This is a genomic window from Bacillus sp. FSL R5-0447 (genome assembly GCF_038606125.1).
Classification (GTDB): Bacteria; Bacillota; Bacilli; order Bacillales; family Bacillaceae; genus Bacillus; species Bacillus velezensis.
This window is the reverse complement of record NZ_CP152012.1, coordinates 12,501-31,031: the sequence shown is the minus strand read 5'-3', so window position 1 is coordinate 31,031 and position 18,531 is coordinate 12,501. Positions and strand designations below refer to the sequence as shown.

Here is an 18,531-nt window from a genome sequence, read left to right as displayed (position 1 = left end):
AACAGGTACGTTTTGTCTTGTTTAGTTTTCAAAGAACTTTGTCCATCGCTCTCGAAGCGACTTAATTATTGTAACATATCAACTTCAAAGTCGTCAATAACTTTTTAAAATTTCTTTTTTAAGAATTTGTTTCGTCATCAGCGACGTATATTAGAATACCACCCTTGATCCAACATGTCAACAATAATCGGCAAATTAAATGATGAAGCGTTTAATGACTATCAAAGCCGCGATGCCGGGAATCCCCAGAATCCCGCTGATGCCCGTTGTAATCAGGTTAACAGGGATATGAATACCGAGACTGCCTCCGAACAAGTTCACACCCACCAGCAGAATCGCACCGGCAACAAACTTAATCGCAGTCACACCAATCCATCTTAACGGTTTTGAAGATACTCCCCATAAAAAAAGCAAAGCAACCAGACCGACAATCAAACCGATAATGAAAAAAGGCTCCATGAATCTTCCCCCTCGCTTGTTTAGTACAAGCTTATGAGAAGATCCCGGAGAATAGACCTCTTACTTCCATCTGCTCATTTTCAAATTCCGCTGCTTCGCTTCTTTCAAATAAAAAAAGTACTTAGATTCAGCGACTTTCAGCTCAAACAATACCTCAGCGGAGGGCTCGAGACTTTTCTCGACCAGACTCTTCTGTCTGTTCCATTCTTCTTTTTGTTTAAAGAGCTGTTCTATCAGCTTCTCATCAAACTCTTTTCTTAATGTATTTCTGCGAAGAAAACCCATGCCTTGCCTTTTCCTCCCTTACAATTCACGTCTTCCTTCAAGAGCTTTTGAAAGAGTGACCTCATCAGCATATTCCAAATCACCGCCGACGGGCAGACCGTGGGCAATACGGGAGAGCTTGATGCCTGAGGGCTTTAACAGCCTTGATATATACATCGCTGTTGCTTCCCCTTCAATATTAGGGTTGGTTGCGAGAATAACTTCTGTCACTTGATCATCCTGAAGACGTTTCAGCAGCTCCGGAATCTTAATATCCTCCGGGCCGATGCCGTCCATTGGTGAAATCGCGCCGTGAAGAACATGATACTGGCCGTTATATTCCTTCATTTTCTCCATTGCGATCACATCCTTAGGGTCCTGCACGACACAAATAACAGACTTATCCCTTCTTGTGTCCTCACATATATAACAAGGGTCCTGATCTGTAATATGTCCGCAAATCGAACAATATGTCAGGTTGCGCTTCGCATTTACTAATGCTTTCGCGAAATCTAATACCACGTCTTCTTTCATACCTAGAACAAAAAAAGCCAGACGAACCGCTGTTTTCGGTCCGATCCCTGGCAATTTCATAAAGCTGTCAATCAGCTTTGATATTGGTTCAGGATACTGCATGTTTATTTATCCCCCTAGAATAAACCCGGTATGTTCATTCCTTTTGTAAATTGTCCCATTGTCTCATTCGTCATGTCATCCACTTTTTTGAGGGCGTCGTTTGTCGCAGCAAGAACCAGGTCCTGAAGCATTTCGATATCTTCCGGATCAACGACTTCTTCTTTAATGGCAATGTCTACAACTTCTTTTTGGCCGTTGACTTTTACAGTCACCATACCGCCGCCTGCTGTGCCTTCAAGCACTTTTTCAGCAAGCTCCTCCTGAGCCTTCGCCATATCCTTTTGCATTTTTTGCATTTGTTTCATCATTTTTTGCATGTTTCCCATTCCGCCACGCATATTCAATCACTCTCTTTCATCTTATTAGTCTTTTATTTCGATTAAATCCGCTCCGACAAGTTTTTTCGCCTCTGCAATCAGCGGATCTTCTTCAGCCGGTTCGTTTGATCCTTCACTTTCCTGCTGGTGATCATTTAAAAATTCTTCTCTTATTTTACCCCATTGTGCTTCCGGAACGCCAATCAAATCCATTCTTTTCCCGAGCATTGATTCGAGAATCTGTTCAAGATTCGTACGGACTCCGTTATTGTCTTCTGCAACCATTTTACAATGGATTTCGTATTTAAATTTAAGCACAAATGCCTTTTGAGCAGCAGCCACCGGTTCACTGTCATTCAACAGAGCCGCATGAGACACCTTATTCTGCTGTTTCAGGTGTGCCAGCAGCTTGCCCCAGCTGCTTTTAAGCTGTTCAAGTTCAGGTCTTGTGGCTTCCTTCAATATCTCATGAATTCTTCCGACCGGAGCTTTGTAATGGCTTTTTCCGCCTTTTTGAGGACGCGGAGCTTCTTTCGGAGCGCTTTCCATCTGAACCTTCACACCGGAGGTTTTCAGCCTTTCTACTTCCTGCTCAAGCTGCTGAATCTTATTCATCAGCATGCCGACCTCAGGGATGTCTCCGGCGGATTGCTGTGCCGTCTGGCATATTTTCACGACAGCCACTTCAAAAAAGATTCTTGGGTGGTTCGTCCACTTCATTTCCTGATGGCTTTTATTCAGGATATCAATCATCTCATATAAAGCGGGGGCCGGTATGTCACCGCTCAGATTCCGAAACGTTTCATCGACCTTCACCTTCTCCAGGACTCCTTCTAAACCGGGAGCGGCCTGGTACAAGAGCATATCCCTGAAATAGAAAATCATATCTTCAATCAGTTTGGCCGCATCTTTCCCCTGCTGGAGCAATTCATTCAGTGTTTCCAATGCCTCGGAAACCTGTTTGCGGTGAAGAGCAGATGCCAGTTTTCCAATATAGTGCTGAGAAACGGCTCCGGTAATGAGCAATGCGTCATCCACCGACAGCTTCTCGCCGCTGAATGATACGGCTTGATCGAGCAGGCTCAGCGCGTCCCTCATTCCTCCGTCCGCAGCACTCGCTATGATATCAAGGGCTCCTTCTTCCACCTTCAGCTGCTCTGCATCGACGATTGTCTTCATTCGTCCGACAATTGCTTTGGATGTAATCCGTTTGAAGTCAAAACGCTGACATCTGGAGATAATGGTTAAAGGAATCTTATGAGGCTCAGTCGTAGCTAATATGAAAATGCAATGTGCCGGCGGTTCTTCCAGCGTTTTCAGAAGCGCATTGAATGCGCCGATAGAGAGCATATGCACCTCATCTATAATATATACTTTGTAGGTGACGGCCGACGGGGCGAATTTTACTTTGTCACGGATGTCGCGGATTTCGTCTACGCCGTTATTCGACGCCGCATCTATTTCAATCACATCTGATATAGAGCCGTTTGTGATCCCCTTGCACGCCGCACATTCATTGCACGGTTCTTCTACGGGGGCGTGCTCACAGTTGACTGCTTTCGCAAATATTTTAGCTGCACTGGTTTTTCCCGTTCCCCGCGGTCCAGAAAACAGATATGCATGAGAAAATTTCTTTTGCAAAAGGGCATTTTGCAGCGTTTTCGTAATGTGTTCCTGTCCGACCACATCTTCAAACTGCTGAGGCCTAAATACTCGATATAAAGCTTGGTAACCCACAGGATGCGCCCTCCTCTGTTATTCATCATGTTTATTATACATGAACGTGCTTTTAACGCCAAAACCCGTTTTTCATATACGAAAAAACTCACCTGCCATAAACAGGTGAGTCTGAAATTTGATGATTGATTTACCGTGCACCTTCTGTCGATTCGCTACCCTAAGCGTTACTTAAGCAGTTAGCTCAGCCCAGGCAACCCTGCGGCACATGAGAGGTTTCACTTAATGCTGCTTCCTTCCGGACCTGACATGGTTCATGAATTCCCATTGCGCAGGACCCAGACGTCAACGCCACTTACTTAAGGCAGACCTTACAGTAAACGAACCTCGAGAAGGGATTCGGCCCCGCTAGAGCGGATTGCGGGTACAGGGCACCGCTACCTCCCCGCTTAGCACGGCAAAATAAATATCAAATTTTTATATGCGCACCATTCATGATGCACACATAAGTATATCTGCTTCAGGCAGAAAATGCAACCGTACTACTCAGACAACTTTTTCCTCATGTCTTTCTTTTGCCGGCGCAGCTTTCTGAAAAAAGCGCTGAGCATTTCTCCGCACTCTTCTCCGAGCACGCCGCTCACCACTTCCGCTTGGTGGTTGAACCGCTCTTCCTGCAAGAGGTTCATCAGCGTTCCTGTACAGCCCCCCTTGGGATCAAATGCGCCGAATACGACCTTATCGACTCTCGAAAGCACGACGGCTCCCGCGCACATCGGACACGGCTCCAAAGTGACATAAAGAACGGCATCCTCAAGTCTCCATGTCCCCAGCTTACAGCACGCTTCGTCTATCGCCAGCATTTCGGCGTGGGCAAGCGACCTCTGTTCAGTCTCCCGCAGGTTATGCGCCCGCGCCACGATCTCATCATGCAGAACAAGAACTGCTCCGATCGGCACTTCACCTTTCGCTTCGGCTTTCTTCGCTTCTTTTATGGCTTCTCTCATATAATATTCATCATTCATAGGTTCGAGCTCTCTTCTTAAGTTTTTTCATGTCTCATAAAGGTTAAAATAGGAATACCCCAGCAGAAAGGAGTTGCCGGTATTGTCTGAACCTAACAACACAGCCCTTCTGATTGTCGATATGATCAACAATTTTCAATTTGATATGGGCGAACGTCTTGCTGAAAAAACCAAACAAATTGTCCCCCGTATTTTATCATTAAAGAAGCATGCAAAACAAAGCAACTGGCCGATTATTTATATTAATGATCATTACGGGCTCTGGAAGGCTGATATTGATGCCATCAGGGAGGAATGCAGCAACAACAGAAGCGCCCCCATTATAAAAGATATTTCGCCTCAGCCGGATGATTATTTTCTCATTAAACCGAAGCATTCCGCTTTTTACGAAACGGCGCTTCACACCCTTCTGACCGAATTACAAGTGAACCGATTAATCATCACGGGGATTGCCGGGAACATTTGTGTGCTGTTCACGGCCAACGACGCCTATATGAGAGAATACAGCATTACCATTCCGAAAGACTGCACCGCTTCCAATAACGACGAGGACAATGATTTCGCTTTGACCATGATGGAGAATGTTCTCTTCGCAGAAATAACCACGGAAAAACAAATTACCGCCGAAAAATAAACATGATCAGCCTCCTTTTTTCATATATTTGATAGCGGATATGAAAGGAGGCGTTTTTCATTCAGATCTATATAGTGAAACGGGGCGACACGCTTTCCGCTATTGCGGCGCGCTACCGGACTGCCGCAAATGTCATTGCGGAAGCAAATAAACTGCCTAATCCAAATACATTGGTTGTCGGACAAACCCTTGTCATCCCGATTGAGGGTCAATATTACGAAGTGAAACAAGGTGATACTCTTGCGGCAATCGCTGGCCGTTTCCATATATCGGCCGCGGAGCTTGCGAGGGTTAACGGAATTCAGCCCGGCACCACATTGAGAGCCGGAACCCGCCTTTACATTCCGCAGCAGGCGAATAAGCCCGATATCGAATCAAACGCATATATAGAACCGCGGGGAACGAGCGTAAGCGCTAATCTGCAGCAGGCGGCAAGGGAGGCCTCTCCTTATTTAACATACCTTGGCGCATTCAGTTTTCAAGTGCAGCGGAACGGGACTTTAAAGGAACCGCCTCTGACCAATTTAAAAAGCATCAGTGACAGGCACAACACCACCCTGATGATGATCATCACCAACCTTGAAAATGACGCATTCAGCGATGAACTCGGGCGGCTCATCTTGAATGACAATACAGTGAAAACAAAACTCTTTCAGGAAATCGTCTCCACGGCTAAAAAGTACGGCTTTCGCGATATTCACTTTGATTTCGAATATTTACGTCCACAGGACAGAGAAGCCTACAATCGTTTTTTACGTGAAGCGAGGACGATTTTTCATCGGGAAGGCTGGAAAATTTCAACGGCGCTTGCTCCGAAAACGAGCGCGACCCAGGCCGGCAAATGGTACGAAGCACATGACTATAGGGCACATGGAGAAATCGTCGATTTTGTCGTGATCATGACATATGAGTGGGGGTACAGCGGAGGCCCGGCTCAGGCCGTATCACCTATCGGCCCTGTAAGAAATGTCATTGAGTACGCGCTGACGGAAATGCCTTCTTCAAAAATCGTCATGGGCCAGAATATGTACGGCTATGATTGGACACTGCCTTTCAAACAGGGAACGACAGCGAAAGCCGTCAGTCCTCAGCAGGCAATCGCTCTGGCAGCACGCCATAAAGTCGACATTCAATATGACGAAACCGCCCAGGCTCCATTCTTCCGATACACGGATGAAAATCAGAGACGGCATGAAGTATGGTTTGAAGACGCACGATCCATTCAAGCGAAATTCAATTTAATTAAAGAACTGCATTTAAGAGGGATCAGCTATTGGAAACTCGGCCTTTCTTTCCCGCAAAACTGGCTTTTGCTCAGCGATCAATTTCATATTGTGAAAGAGACGTTTCGTTAATTGGAAGCGTCTTTTTTTCATGGGCTTTTCTGAGAGTGTGATACAATATAAAGGCCGGCAGCTGACGGATGTTTGCAGAATTAAGGAGGATTTTCAATGAACAGAGCCCCTTTTATCGCGGTAGAAGGTCCTATCGGGGCAGGAAAAACGACACTCGCTACGATGCTTTCTGAAGAGCTCGGTTTTCATATGATTAATGAGATTGTGGAAGACAACCCTTATCTCGATAAGTTTTATGACAATATCGAGGAGTGGAGTTTCCAGCTTGAAATGTTTTTTCTATGTCACAGGTATAAACAGCTTGAGGACACCGACCGAGATTATTTAAAACAAGGACAGCCCGTTTTGTCCGATTATCATATTTATAAAAATGTTATTTTCGCAGAGCGTACATTGCACGGCCAAAAGCTTGAGAAGTATAAGCAGATTTATCAACTGCTCACTCACGACCTGCCGAAACCGAATATCATTGTATACATAAAGGCAAGCCTGCCGACATTGCTTCAACGCATTGAAAAACGCGGGCGCCCGTTTGAGAAAAATATCGAGCATCAATATCTGGAACGTCTCATTGCAGATTACGACACAGCCATCAGACAGCTTCAGGAAGAAGGTCCGGGTATATCTGTACTGACCATTGACGGTGATACCGAAGACTTTGTTTTGAATAAGACAGACTATGAAAGAATTGCCCGTCAGGTAAAGGAGCTTATTAAATGAAAGACATTCATATTCCAAACAACGCCATTATCACAGTAGCGGGAACGGTAGGAGTCGGAAAATCGACTTTGACCAAAGCTTTAGCAAAACGGCTCGGGTTTCATACCTCACTCGAAGAAGTGGATGAAAACCCTTATTTAGAGAAGTTTTATCACGATTTTGAACGCTGGAGCTTCCATTTGCAAATTTATTTTCTGGCTGAGCGGTTCAAAGAGCAGAAAAACATGTTTGAATCAGGCGGCGGATTCGTGCAGGACCGTTCGATTTATGAAGATACAGGCATATTCGCAAAAATGCATGCCGATAAAGGAACCATGTCGCTGACAGATTACACAACATACACAAGTCTATTTGAGGCGATGGTCATGACGCCGTACTTCCCGCATCCTGATGTTTTGATCTATTTAGAAGGCGACCTTGAAAACATTATAAACCGGATTGAAAAGCGGGGCCGCGAGATGGAGCTGCAGACAAACCGATCCTATTGGGAAGAGATGTATACACGGTACGAAGACTGGATCAGCGGTTTTAACGCCTGCCCTGTGCTGAAAGTACGCATTGAAGATTATGACCTTGAAGCTGATGAACAGTCACTGGAATCTTTGATCGAAAAAATCAGTCACGTGATCAACGAAAACAGAAATAAATAAAAATAACAAAGCGATTTTCCCCGAACAGAGAAAATCGCTTTTTTTGTATATAAAAAATCCGCTGCATCACATGCAGCGGACAAAACAATCTCCAATATATGCTCGAGTTTCATTAGGTTTAAAATCAATATGGCGGAGGAAGAGGGATTCGAACCCCCGCGGGCTTTGACACCCCTGTCGGTTTTCAAGACCGATCCCTTCAGCCAGACTTGGGTATTCCTCCGTATCGACATTTAATAATATACCACATGACCTAAATTTCAGTCAAGCGCTTTTTCATTTTTTTATTTCATTTCTTAAACGGCTTGTCCGTCAGCTTTACTATCATACAAAAGTCTTGCGTCCAATTCAACCTCAGTATGCCATACGGGCAGGAAAACACAGTAAAAATCAAGAATAGATTCAAACAGATACCTGCTCATAAAGGTGGAGAACATAATGAAAATCATCATTGCACCGGATTCTTTCAAAGAAAGCATGACATCAAAAGAAGCCGCTGACAGCATAGAAAAAGGATTCAAAGCGGTCTTCCCTGACGCGGAATATATCAAGATACCCGCGGCCGACGGCGGAGAAGGAACCGTTCAGGCTTTGACGGATGCCACTGGCGGAAGCATCATCCAAAAAACTGTGACCGGTCCGCTGGGAACGCCGGTAAACGCCGCATATGGACTTCTGGGAGACGGACGCACGGCAGTCATTGAAATGGCGGAAGCATCGGGACTTCATCTCGTTCCCCGCCATCTCAGAGATCCGTTGAACACAACGACAAGAGGAACTGGTGAACTGATAGCAGATGCAGCTTCCCGCGGGGCGGGTGAGATCATCATCGGACTTGGCGGGAGCGCAACCAATGACGGCGGAACAGGAATGGCGAGCGCGCTCGGTGTGCGTTTCTTAAATGAGGAAGGTCAGGAGATACCTGATGGCGGAGGCGCTCTGCACACCCTAGCTTCTATTGATATAAACGGTCTCTCTCCTGATCTGAAACATATCCGTATCCGTGCCGCATGTGATGTCGAAAATCCTCTCACCGGTAAAAACGGTGCGTCATATGTCTTCGGCCCGCAAAAAGGGGCGTCCGAGAAGACTAAAGTTGTATTGGATCGCAACTTACGCCATTTCGCTGACGTATTGAGACGTCAGCACGATATCGAAGCGGATACCGTAAAAGGCGCGGGCGCCGCGGGAGGTTTAGGCGCCGGACTGATCGCTTTCTTACAGGCAGAACTTCAAAGCGGGATTGACGTTGTATTAGATACACTGTCCTTCTCAGATCAGATAAGAGGCGCTGACCTTGTCATTACCGGAGAGGGCCAGATTGACGGACAAACGATATTCGGCAAAACCCCCGCCGGGATCGCCGAATGCGCAGCCGCTCAAGAAATTCCCGTTATCGCATTGGCGGGCTCCTTAGGCAAGAATTTCGAGCATGTTTACAGCGCAGGAATAACAGCTGTATTTTCTATCGTGTCCGGCGCTGTAAGTCTTGAAGACGCCATAGCATCCGGCCGTTTTAACCTTGAAAGCACAGCCCGGAATGCCGCCGCTCTATACCGGGCAGCAAAAAAGGCGCGCCTCTAGGGCGCACCTTTTATGGTTTGATGACTTCTTTATTTCCCATATAAGGACGAAGCACTTTCGGAATGATGACACTTCCGTCTTCCTGCTGATAGTTTTCTAAGATGGCAGCTACTGTTCTGCCGACTGCCAGCCCTGAACCGTTTAATGTATGCACATGCTCCGGCTTGCCTTTCGCTTCGCGTCTGAATCGAATGTTTGCGCGTCTCGCCTGGAAGGCCTCAAAGTTACTGCAAGAAGAAATTTCACGGTATGTGTCTTGGCTTGGAATCCATACCTCAATATCGTACTTTTTCGCGGCTGTAAAGCCGAGATCACCGGTACACATGCTCATGACACGATACGGCAGTTCAAGCAGCTGAAGCACCCGCTCAGCTTGATTTGTCAGTTTTTCAAGCTCTTCATAAGAATCTTCCGGCTTCACGAATTTCACAAGCTCAACCTTGTTGAACTGATGCTGGCGGATCAAACCGCGTGTATCACGACCGGCAGATCCCGCTTCTGAACGGAAGCAAGCGCTGAATGCGGCATAATTGATTGGCAGGTTCTCACCAGATAAGATTTCATCGCGGTGCATATTTGTAATCGGCACTTCCGCCGTCGGAATTAAGAAATAATCCTCTTCTCTGATTTTAAAAGCATCCTCTTCAAATTTAGGAAGCTGTCCCGTACCTGTCATGCTCGTACGGTTTACCATATAAGGAGGAATGACTTCCGTGTAATCATATTCATCAACGTGAAGATCCAGCATAAAGTTGTAGAGCGCTCGTTCGAGGCGGGCGCCTAATCCTTTATAAAACACAAACCGGCTGCCTGTTACTTTTGAGGCGCGTTCGAAATCAAGAATGTTTAAATGGTCTGCGATATCCCAATGCGGTTTCGGCTCATATGAAAATGCCGGCGCCTCTCCCCACTTGCGAATTTCAATGTTATCATCTTCCGTTTCCCCGACGGGCACTGAATCGTGCGGGATGTTCGGAATAGACAGAAGGATGGTTTCGAGCGTCGTTTCGACAGTACGAAGCTCTTCATCAAGCTTCTTAATTTCTTCGCCCACTTCGCGCATCTCTTTAATAATATGATCAGCGTCTTTTTTCTCCCGTTTCAAAACGGCGACCTGCTGAGACACTTCATTGCGTTTTCCCTTCAGTTCTTCTACTTTACCGATAAGCTCTCTTCTCTTTTCGTCCAGCTCTTCAAACTTGTCAAAGTCAGATAAGTCTTCGCCTTTTGGAATGAGCTTCGCTTTTACCTCTTGAAAATTGGCTCTCAGCACCTTCGTATCAATCATGCCTAACAACTCCTATCTGTTTTTATCGAAAATAAAAAAGAGCCCTCATCCCCTAAAAGGGACGAGAGCTCTCGCGTTGCCACCCTGATTGAAAACAAGCTCACACTTGCTTCCCGCTTTAACACATAACGGTTTTCCCGTAAATGCCTACTTGTTTTCAGCATTTCGCTCAAGGACGGATTCGGACAGCATCTTTCACCGATTCGCACCACCCATCGGCTCTCTTTGAAAGAGAGGCTTCCTACTGCTTCCTGTCAACGCTTTTCGATCTTTATTTGTGTTTATAATGTACTATAAGTATCAGCGGTTTTCAACTGTTTTATACAGCTGTTTCCTGCTTATGCTTTTCCGCCATCTTCACAAACAGCTCTGTCACCCGGTGATCATCTGTCAGTTCAGGATGGAACGAGCAGCCGAGGAAATTCCCCTGCTTTGCAGCCACGATGCGTCCGTTATGCTCACAAAGCACTTCAACATCTTCTCCGGCTTCTAAAATATGCGGCGCGCGAATAAATACACCCGTAAACGGCTCATCAAGGCCTTTAATCGTCAGATCAGCTTCAAAGCTGTCGACCTGACGGCCAAAGGAATTACGCTCGACGACAACGTTTAACAGCCCTAAATGAGCGTTATCCGTTCCCGCTATCTCTTTGGCTAAAATAATCAGACCGGCGCATGTGCCGAACATCGGCTTGCCTTGGGCGGCAAACTCGCGAAGCGGCTCCATAAAATGATACGTATCCATTAAACGCCGCATCGTCGTGCTTTCCCCGCCCGGCAGGATTAAGCCGTCGATGTCATTCAGCTGTTCAGGACGCTTAATGACGACACCTTTTGAACCACATGCTTCAATTGAACGAATATGTTCTCTTACTGCTCCTTGAAGTCCAAGTACACCAATTGTTAACATGCTTCCAGCTCTCCTATGGTTTTACCAGCCGCGTTCTTGCATACGCTGTTCCGGCAATAGATTTGAGATTTCGATTCCTTTCATCGCTGTGCCTAATTCTTTAGAAAGCTCAGCGATCAGTTTGTAGTCTGTGTAATGAGTCGTTGCTTCAACAATTGCTTTGGCGAATTTAGCAGGGTTGTCTGATTTGAAAATACCTGAACCGACAAATACGCCGTCAGCGCCAAGCTGCATCATCAATGCCGCGTCAGCAGGCGTCGCTACTCCGCCGGCAGCAAAGTTCACTACAGGCAGTTTGCCGTCACGCTTGATTTGAAGAAGCAGTTCATAAGGAGCGCCGAGGTTTTTAGCTTCAGTCATCATCTCATCATCGCTCATCGCAACAACTTTGCGCACTTGCGCGTTTACTTTTCTCATATGGCGGACAGCTTCCACAATGTTTCCTGTTCCCGGTTCGCCTTTTGTACGAAGCATGGAAGCTCCTTCGGCGATACGGCGCGTTGCTTCGCCGAGATCACGGCAGCCGCATACGAACGGGACTGTATATTCGTTTTTATTTAAATGAAATTCTTCGTCAGCCGGAGTCAGAACTTCACTTTCATCGATGTAATCTACTCCCATTGCTTCAAGGACACGCGCTTCAACGATATGTCCGATACGCGCTTTTGCCATTACGGGAATGGATACAGCATTCATTACTTCTTCAACGATTGTCGGATCAGCCATGCGGGCAACACCGCCGGCAGCGCGAATATCAGCGGGAACGCGTTCTAACGCCATTACGGCAACAGCTCCCGCCTCTTCCGCAATCTTCGCTTGTTCAGCATTTACAACGTCCATGATGACGCCGCCTTTTTGCATTTCCGCCATGCCGCGTTTTACACGATCAGTACCTGTTTGAGCCATTATTTGGTCCCCCTAGTCAATGTATAGTTAGATAATTTCTATCTCTTATTGTATCCCAGAAATACAATATTTCATATGGGTATTCTTATTTTACAGCGAGATGAATAAGATAGATATCATTTTTTTACTAATAATTTGGTTTTTTCAGTATATTAAGCAAAAGAGCCCTAACTTTCATCAGAGCTCTTTCTTATTTCTTAAAACCAGCCTGTTACCGTGTCAACGGCGCTGTTCCAGATACCGGAGAAGAATCCGCCGATGCCGCGCATCATCTGAACAAACCAGTTTGCTTTATCTACATCATTTTTCGTTACAAGATTCACGCTGAACTCTTTGGATTTGAGGAAGCCATAGTCTTTGTCACTGCCTTTGTATGTAACTGTCAGCGTTCCGACTTTCGTTCCCTTTTTCACAGGAGCCGTGATTTCTTTTTTATCTAAAGTCACTTCGGCTTTATAGTTCTTTTCATCCCCGCTTTTCACAGGAATAGAAAGCGCCTTGTCAGTAACAATATCGACTTGCTTGTCTTTCCCTTTTTCAACGTCAATCGTTTTGTGCCCTTTTACTTGAGAGCCTTCAGGGTAAAGATCTTTCATTGAGAAATTGCCGTTAAATGCGTAATCGAGCATTTTTTTCGTTTCATCAAAACGTCCGGTATGCAGGTTGCCTTTTGCGTTTAATACAACGGTGATGACCCGCATTCCGTTCCGCTGTGCTGTGCTTGTAAAACAAGATCCCGCAGAATCAGTAGAACCCGTTTTTAAGCCGTCAACGCCAGGGTATTCAGAAACAAGACCTTTTAACATGAAGTTCCAGTTCGGCATGTCCATTTCATCATCAGTGCCGGCTCTGAATTTCGTCTTAGCGATGCTTGTTGTTTTGAGAACTTCCGGATAATCAGTGATCAGGCGGTCTGCAAGAAGCGCCATGTCTTTAGCAGAAACTTCACTTTCTTCTTTAACGCCTTCTCCTTGCGGCTGCTTGCCGTGAAGGTCTTCATTCACAAGCCCTGTGGCATTTTTAAAGTCATAGTTTGTCATGCCTAATTCTTTGGCTTTCGCATTCATTTCAGCGACAAATTTCGTTTCAGTTCCGGCAAGAATTTCGGCAACTGCAATCGCGGCTCCATTGGCAGAGTAAATCGCCATAGCCTGATACAGTTCTTTAACCGTGTATTTGCCGTCTTTTCGAAGGGGGACGTTTGATAAACTGTTGTCTTGAGAAATTTCATAGACATAATCATCAGGAGTATACGTTTGATCCCATTTCACTTTTCCTTCTTTAATGGCTTCCAGAAGCAGATATTCAGTCATCATTTTTGTCATGCTGGCAATCGGCAGTCTTTTGTCTGCATTTTTACTGTATAAAATTTTTCCCGATGTAGCCTCAATCATTATCGCAGCTGATGCGTTGACATCAATCGGATCATTGCCGGCTGCCTCCGCTTTAGACATTGGAACAAAGCAAGTTGCGGCCAGTGCCAGTACCACTAATGACACCAACAGCTGTTTCCATTTCGTGATGTTCAATCTTACGACCTCCGTCATTCATTTTAAATCTATAATTAAGCCGTTAAGGACATATTCAAATTCAAAACACAACAGTATAAATTTTATCACACTCGATATAAAAAAAATAGACAGAGTCAGCGACCCTGTCAAATGTTTTTTATTTGTAACAATTATGAGATTGTATAGTTTGGTGATTCTTTCGTAATTTGGACATCATGCGGATGACTTTCGCGAAGTCCGGCACCTGTCATACGGATGAATTGAGCCTCTTCTCTTAAAGCGCGCAAGTCTTTTGAACCGCAATATCCCATACCTGAACGAAGACCGCCGACAAGCTGATACACTGTTTCTTCTACAGGACCTTTGTACGGAGTCCGTCCTTCGATACCTTCAGGGACGAATTTCTTATTTTCTTCTTGGAAATATCGGTCTTTACTGCCTTTTTCCATGGCAGCGACAGAACCCATACCGCGATACACTTTAAATCTTCTGCCTTGATAGATTTCAGTCTCTCCCGGGCTTTCTGAAGTACCGGCAAGCAGGCTTCCGAGCATTACGGCATGTCCGCCTGAAGCCAACGCTTTCGTAATATCTCCGGAGAATTTAATACCGCCGTCTGCGATAATTGTCGCGCCGTGTTTTCTCGCTTCAGTGGCACAATCATAAATGGCAGTGATCTGCGGTACGCCTACACCTGCAACGACGCGTGTCGTACAGATAGAACCAGGTCCGATTCCCACTTTGACAATATTTGCTCCGGCTTCAATCAGAGCTTTTGTCGCTTCAGCCGTTGCAACATTTCCTGCGATAATGTTCAGTTCAGGATATGTTTCACGGATTTTCGCGACTGTGTTCAGTACGCCTCTGGAATGTCCGTGAGCCGTATCAACCACGATAACGTCGACATTCGCTTCAACAAGCTTGCTGACGCGCGTCATTGTATCGCCTGTCACGCCTACCGCAGCGCCGACAATAAGGCGTCCGTGTTCATCTTTAGATGAATTCGGGAATTCGATAACCTTTTCAATATCTTTGATCGTGATAAGACCTTTTAATTTGTTTTGGTCATCCACTAACGGAAGTTTTTCAATTTTATGTTTCTGTAAGATTTTTTCTGCTTCGTCTAATGTGGTTCCCACAGGAGCCGTAACCAGCTCTTCTTTTGTCATGACATCACTGATTTTCATTGAATAATCAGAGATAAAGCGAAGGTCACGGTTTGTAATGATACCGACAAGCTTTTGATCGTCTTTATTATCTACGATCGGAACACCGGAAATTCTGTATTTCCCCATCAAATGCTCCGCATCGAATACTTGATGATCAGGTGTTAAAAAGAAGGGATTTGTAATAACGCCCCGTTCAGAACGTTTGACTTTGTCAACATGTTCAGCCTGCTGTTCGATGGACATGTTTTTATGGATAATGCCCAAGCCGCCCTGTCTGGCCATCGCAATCGCCATAGCTGATTCTGTTACTGTATCCATTCCCGCACTGATGACAGGAATGTTAAGCTTTAACGTCTTTGTCAGTTCAACAGATAAATCCACATCACGCGGAAGTACGTCTGATTGAGCCGGTACGAGCAGTACATCATCGAACGTTAAGCCTTCTTTTGAAAATTTACTTTCCCACATTAGTAAATCCCCCTCTTTTCGGCAAAATATTATATGTAGATTATCAACTAGAAAACAGCATGTCAAGGAAGCGAAAAAGAGTTGAAATATTTAGATAAAGGAAAGGGTTTAAAAATACATATGAGAGATCATGAGTGGAAAGAGTTATCATTATTTTATTCCGTAGAATCTTCCCAGAAATTTCTAAACAAAGTCTATACAGAAAGCGGCATGGAAGAACCAAAACGATATGCGTTTAAGAACAGTGAGCGCTTCATATTCTTTATCAAACACGCCGAGTCCTTTTATAAACAGGCATCTTTTTCCCCTTTAGAAATTAAGCCTATTCTGTTGTTTTACGGGATGTCACAATTGCTGAAAGCCTGTCTTCTGACCACAGATCCAAGCTATCCAAGCCACGCCTCAGTACTCGCGCATGGCGTGACTGCCCGGAAACGCAAAAAGCAAAATTACTCCTTTAGGGATGATGAAGTGAAGGTGCAGCGCAATGGCTTATGTATTCATGTAATGAAGCACTTATTCGGGATAGCTGGTCTTGAGGAAGAACGGTACACAATGAAGAAATTGCTGACAGCCATACCTGAATTGCATACTGTCTTTTACTTCCAAGAGAAAAAGAATTGGCTGACCCGAGTAGAGCTCAAAGATGACCTTATTTCAGTGCCTGAGCATGCGGTGATTCATTACAATATGTCTGATTCCCGATTTGCTGAATATATCAGCCATCATTTAAAGTGGTCTTTTCTGAGGAAAGACCATAACCACTTGGTTTTTGAGGCTGCCCCGATAGACAGAGAACCTTGGTCTTCGCCAAATTTATTGTTTCACTTGGAGAAAAATCAATATTACATTCCCTCTCAGCGTGATCACTTCCTGCATCTTCCGGAAATGATTATTCATTATTTGGTCCTCTACAATATCGGGATGATTGCGAGATATGAAACGGAGTGGTGGTATGAACTGCTGACACAGCATGTCAGTGATGATTATGTGATGATCCGCCGGTTCTTAGATGTCACGGAACGCAAATTTCCGTATTACGTTTCTAATTTCCTGAAGCAATACTTATAAACAAAAAAGGCAGCTCATGATGAGCTGCCTTTACCATAATATAGCTTGGCGGCGTCCTACTCTCACAGGGGGAAACCCCCGACTACCATCGGCGCTGAAGAGCTTAACTTCCGTGTTCGGCATGGGAACGGGTGTGACCTCTTCGCTATCGCCACCAAACCATTGAGAGTGTTCTCTCAAAACTAGATAACAGTAAGCATACATTCAAATTGGTTAAGTCCTCGATCGATTAGTATCTGTCAGCTCCATGTGTCGCCACACTTCCACCTCAGACCTATCAACCTGATCATCTTTCAGGGATCTTACTTCCTTGCGGAATGGGAAATCTCATCTTGAGGGGGGCTTCATGCTTAGATGCTTTCAGCACTTATCCCGTCCGCACATAGCTACCCAGCGATGCCCTTGGCAGAACAACTGGTACACCAGCGGTGCGTCCATCCCGGTCCTCTCGTACTAAGGACAGCTCCTCTCAAATTTCCTGCGCCCGCGACGGATAGGGACCGAACTGTCTCACGACGTTCTGAACCCAGCTCGCGTACCGCTTTAATGGGCGAACAGCCCAACCCTTGGGACCGACTACAGCCCCAGGATGCGATGAGCCGACATCGAGGTGCCAAACCTCCCCGTCGATGTGGACTCTTGGGGGAGATAAGCCTGTTATCCCCGGGGTAGCTTTTATCCGTTGAGCGATGGCCCTTCCATGCGGAACCACCGGATCACTAAGCCCGACTTTCGTCCCTGCTCGACTTGTAGGTCTCGCAGTCAAGCTCCCTTGTGCCTTTACACTCTGCGAATGATTTCCAACCATTCTGAGGGAACCTTTGGGCGCCTCCGTTACCTTTTAGGAGGCGACCGCCCCAGTCAAACTGCCCACCTGACACTGTCTCCCCGCCCGATAAGGGCGGCGGGTTAGAAGGTCAATACAGCCAGGGTAGTATCCCACCGATGCCTCCACCGAAGCTGGCGCTCCGGTTTCCAAGGCTCCTACCTATCCTGTACAAGCTGTACCAACATTCAATATCAGGCTGCAGTAAAGCTCCACGGGGTCTTTCCGTCCTGTCGCGGGTAACCTGCATCTTCACAGGTACTATAATTTCACCGAGTCTCTCGTTGAGACAGTGCCCAGATCGTTGCGCCTTTCGTGCGGGTCGGAACTTACCCGACAAGGAATTTCGCTACCTTAGGACCGTTATAGTTACGGCCGCCGTTTACTGGGGCTTCAATTCGCACCTTCGCTTACGCTAAGCGCTCCTCTTAACCTTCCAGCACCGGGCAGGCGTCAGCCCCTATACTTCGCCTTACGGCTTCGCAGAGACCTGTGTTTTTGCTAAACAGTCGCCTGGGCCTATTCACTGCGGCTCTCTCGGGCTTGCACCCTAACAGAGCACCCCTTCTCCCGAAGTTACGGGGTCATTTTGCCGAGTTCCTTAACGAGAGTTCTCTCGATCACCTTAGGATTCTCTCCTCGCCTACCTGTGTCGGTTTGCGGTACGGGCACCTCTCACCTCGCTAGAGGCTTTTCTTGGCAGTGTGGAATCAGGAACTTCGCTACTATAATTCGCTCGCCATCACAGCTCAGCCTTCACGGGAAACGGATTTGCCTATTTCCCAGCCTAACTGCTTGGACGCGGATATCCAATACCGCGCTTACCCTATCCTCCTGCGTCCCCCCATTGCTCAAATGGTGAGGAGGTGGTACAGGAATATCAACCTGTTATCCATCGCCTACGCCTTTCGGCCTCGGCTTAGGTCCCGACTAACCCTGAGCGGACGAGCCTTCCTCAGGAAACCTTAGGCATTCGGTGGAGGGGATTCTCACCCCTCTTTCGCTACTCATACCGGCATTCTCACTTCTAAGCGCTCCACAAGTCCTTCCGGTCTTGCTTC

17 protein-coding genes, 1 tRNA gene, 2 rRNA genes, 1 other RNA gene and 1 other annotated feature (1 of these 22 cut by a window edge) are annotated in these 18,531 nt (G+C 46.1%); of the genes, 6 read left to right on the top strand and 15 right to left on the bottom strand.

Annotated elements, in window-relative coordinates:
• Nucleotides 1–195 precede the first annotated feature (195 nt).
• From NYE68_RS00155 to tadA, 7 genes are all read right to left on the bottom strand, one after another.
• Nucleotides 196–459, bottom strand: coding sequence for a pro-sigmaK processing inhibitor BofA family protein (locus NYE68_RS00155; protein ID WP_021494556.1), 264 nt, complete (start codon nt 457–459; stop codon nt 196–198).
• A 60-nt stretch (nt 460–519) separates the two neighbouring features.
• Entirely contained in the window at nt 520–744 is a 225-nt protein-coding gene (locus NYE68_RS00150) for a YaaL family protein (RefSeq protein ID WP_007408755.1), read from the bottom strand.
• 18 nt (nt 745–762) lie between these two features.
• Nucleotides 763–1,359, bottom strand: coding sequence for a recombination protein RecR (gene recR, locus NYE68_RS00145; protein WP_007615147.1), 597 nt, complete (start codon nt 1,357–1,359; stop codon nt 763–765).
• A 14-nt stretch (nt 1,360–1,373) separates the two neighbouring features.
• Nucleotides 1,374–1,697 (bottom strand): YbaB/EbfC family nucleoid-associated protein, encoded by a 324-nt coding sequence (locus tag NYE68_RS00140; RefSeq protein WP_007408754.1) that lies wholly within the window; start codon nt 1,695–1,697, stop codon nt 1,374–1,376.
• Nucleotides 1,698–1,721: 24 nt separating this feature from the next.
• Nucleotides 1,722–3,413, bottom strand: coding sequence for a DNA polymerase III subunit gamma/tau (gene dnaX / locus NYE68_RS00135; protein ID WP_062623221.1), 1,692 nt, complete (start codon nt 3,411–3,413; stop codon nt 1,722–1,724).
• Between the two features lie 133 nt (nt 3,414–3,546).
• Nucleotides 3,547–3,811, bottom strand: an RNA gene (ffs, locus tag NYE68_RS00130) — signal recognition particle sRNA large type.
• An 84-nt stretch (nt 3,812–3,895) separates the two neighbouring features.
• Entirely contained in the window at nt 3,896–4,378 is a 483-nt protein-coding gene (tadA, locus tag NYE68_RS00125; RefSeq protein WP_015416644.1) for a tRNA adenosine(34) deaminase TadA, read from the bottom strand.
• 82 nt (nt 4,379–4,460) lie between these two features.
• On the opposite strand from tadA, the gene NYE68_RS00120 reads away from it, so the two are divergent.
• The 4 genes from NYE68_RS00120 (at nt 4,461) to dck (ending at nt 7,737) form a co-directional block, all read left to right on the top strand.
• Nucleotides 4,461–5,012: an isochorismatase family cysteine hydrolase gene (locus tag NYE68_RS00120; protein WP_031379343.1), complete on the top strand. Its 552-nt coding sequence runs from the start codon at nt 4,461–4,463 to the stop codon at nt 5,010–5,012.
• Nucleotides 5,013–5,083: 71 nt separating this feature from the next.
• Nucleotides 5,084–6,367 carry a glycoside hydrolase family 18 protein gene (locus tag NYE68_RS00115; protein ID WP_032863190.1) on the top strand — a complete coding sequence of 428 codons (1,284 nt, stop codon included), beginning with the start codon at nt 5,084–5,086 and terminating at the stop codon, nt 6,365–6,367.
• Between the two features lie 96 nt (nt 6,368–6,463).
• Nucleotides 6,464–7,087, top strand: coding sequence for a deoxynucleoside kinase (locus NYE68_RS00110; protein WP_039253063.1), 624 nt, complete (start codon nt 6,464–6,466; stop codon nt 7,085–7,087).
• Complete coding sequence (dck, locus tag NYE68_RS00105) at nt 7,084–7,737, top strand: deoxyadenosine/deoxycytidine kinase (protein WP_039253065.1); 654 nt, start codon at nt 7,084–7,086, stop codon at nt 7,735–7,737. Before NYE68_RS00110 ends, dck begins: the two co-directional genes overlap by 4 nt.
• Before the next feature lie 130 nt (nt 7,738–7,867).
• Here the strand turns inward: dck and NYE68_RS00100 are convergent.
• A tRNA-Ser gene (locus NYE68_RS00100) sits at nt 7,868–7,960 on the bottom strand.
• A gap of 215 nt (nt 7,961–8,175) precedes the next feature.
• Here NYE68_RS00100 and NYE68_RS00095 point away from each other — a divergent pair.
• Nucleotides 8,176–9,321: a glycerate kinase gene (locus tag NYE68_RS00095; RefSeq protein ID WP_039253068.1), complete on the top strand. Its 1,146-nt coding sequence runs from the start codon at nt 8,176–8,178 to the stop codon at nt 9,319–9,321.
• A 10-nt stretch (nt 9,322–9,331) separates the two neighbouring features.
• Here the strand turns inward: NYE68_RS00095 and serS are convergent, their stop codons facing one another.
• The 5 genes from serS to guaB form a co-directional block, all read right to left on the bottom strand.
• Nucleotides 9,332–10,609 (bottom strand): serine--tRNA ligase, encoded by a 1,278-nt coding sequence (serS, locus tag NYE68_RS00090; RefSeq protein WP_007408744.1) that lies wholly within the window; start codon nt 10,607–10,609, stop codon nt 9,332–9,334.
• A 54-nt stretch (nt 10,610–10,663) separates the two neighbouring features.
• Nucleotides 10,664–10,876, bottom strand: a binding site (T-box leader).
• A 52-nt stretch (nt 10,877–10,928) separates the two neighbouring features.
• A complete protein-coding gene (pdxT, locus tag NYE68_RS00085; protein ID WP_007615126.1) occupies nt 10,929–11,519 on the bottom strand; it encodes a pyridoxal 5'-phosphate synthase glutaminase subunit PdxT in 591 nt (196 codons plus the stop codon).
• Between the two features lie 21 nt (nt 11,520–11,540).
• Complete coding sequence (gene pdxS / locus NYE68_RS00080) at nt 11,541–12,425, bottom strand: pyridoxal 5'-phosphate synthase lyase subunit PdxS (protein WP_156240231.1); 885 nt, start codon at nt 12,423–12,425, stop codon at nt 11,541–11,543.
• Between the two features lie 197 nt (nt 12,426–12,622).
• Nucleotides 12,623–13,954 carry a D-alanyl-D-alanine carboxypeptidase gene (gene dacA / locus NYE68_RS00075; protein WP_015416640.1) on the bottom strand — a complete coding sequence of 444 codons (1,332 nt, stop codon included), beginning with the start codon at nt 13,952–13,954 and terminating at the stop codon, nt 12,623–12,625.
• A gap of 152 nt (nt 13,955–14,106) precedes the next feature.
• The gene (gene guaB / locus NYE68_RS00070; protein ID WP_003150717.1) at nt 14,107–15,573 is read right to left on the bottom strand and encodes an IMP dehydrogenase; all 1,467 of its coding nucleotides are present in this window, start codon (nt 15,571–15,573) and stop codon (nt 14,107–14,109) included.
• A gap of 120 nt (nt 15,574–15,693) precedes the next feature.
• Between guaB and NYE68_RS00065 the strand changes: the two genes are divergently transcribed.
• On the top strand, nt 15,694–16,644 hold the full coding sequence (locus NYE68_RS00065) for a YaaC family protein (RefSeq protein ID WP_064115760.1): 951 nt from the start codon (nt 15,694–15,696) through the stop codon (nt 16,642–16,644).
• A gap of 43 nt (nt 16,645–16,687) precedes the next feature.
• Here NYE68_RS00065 and rrf read toward each other — a convergent pair.
• Nucleotides 16,688–16,803, bottom strand: a 5S ribosomal RNA gene (rrf, locus tag NYE68_RS00060).
• 50 nt (nt 16,804–16,853) lie between these two features.
• Nucleotides 16,854–18,531, bottom strand: a 23S ribosomal RNA gene (locus NYE68_RS00055); it runs 1,252 nt beyond the window's last position.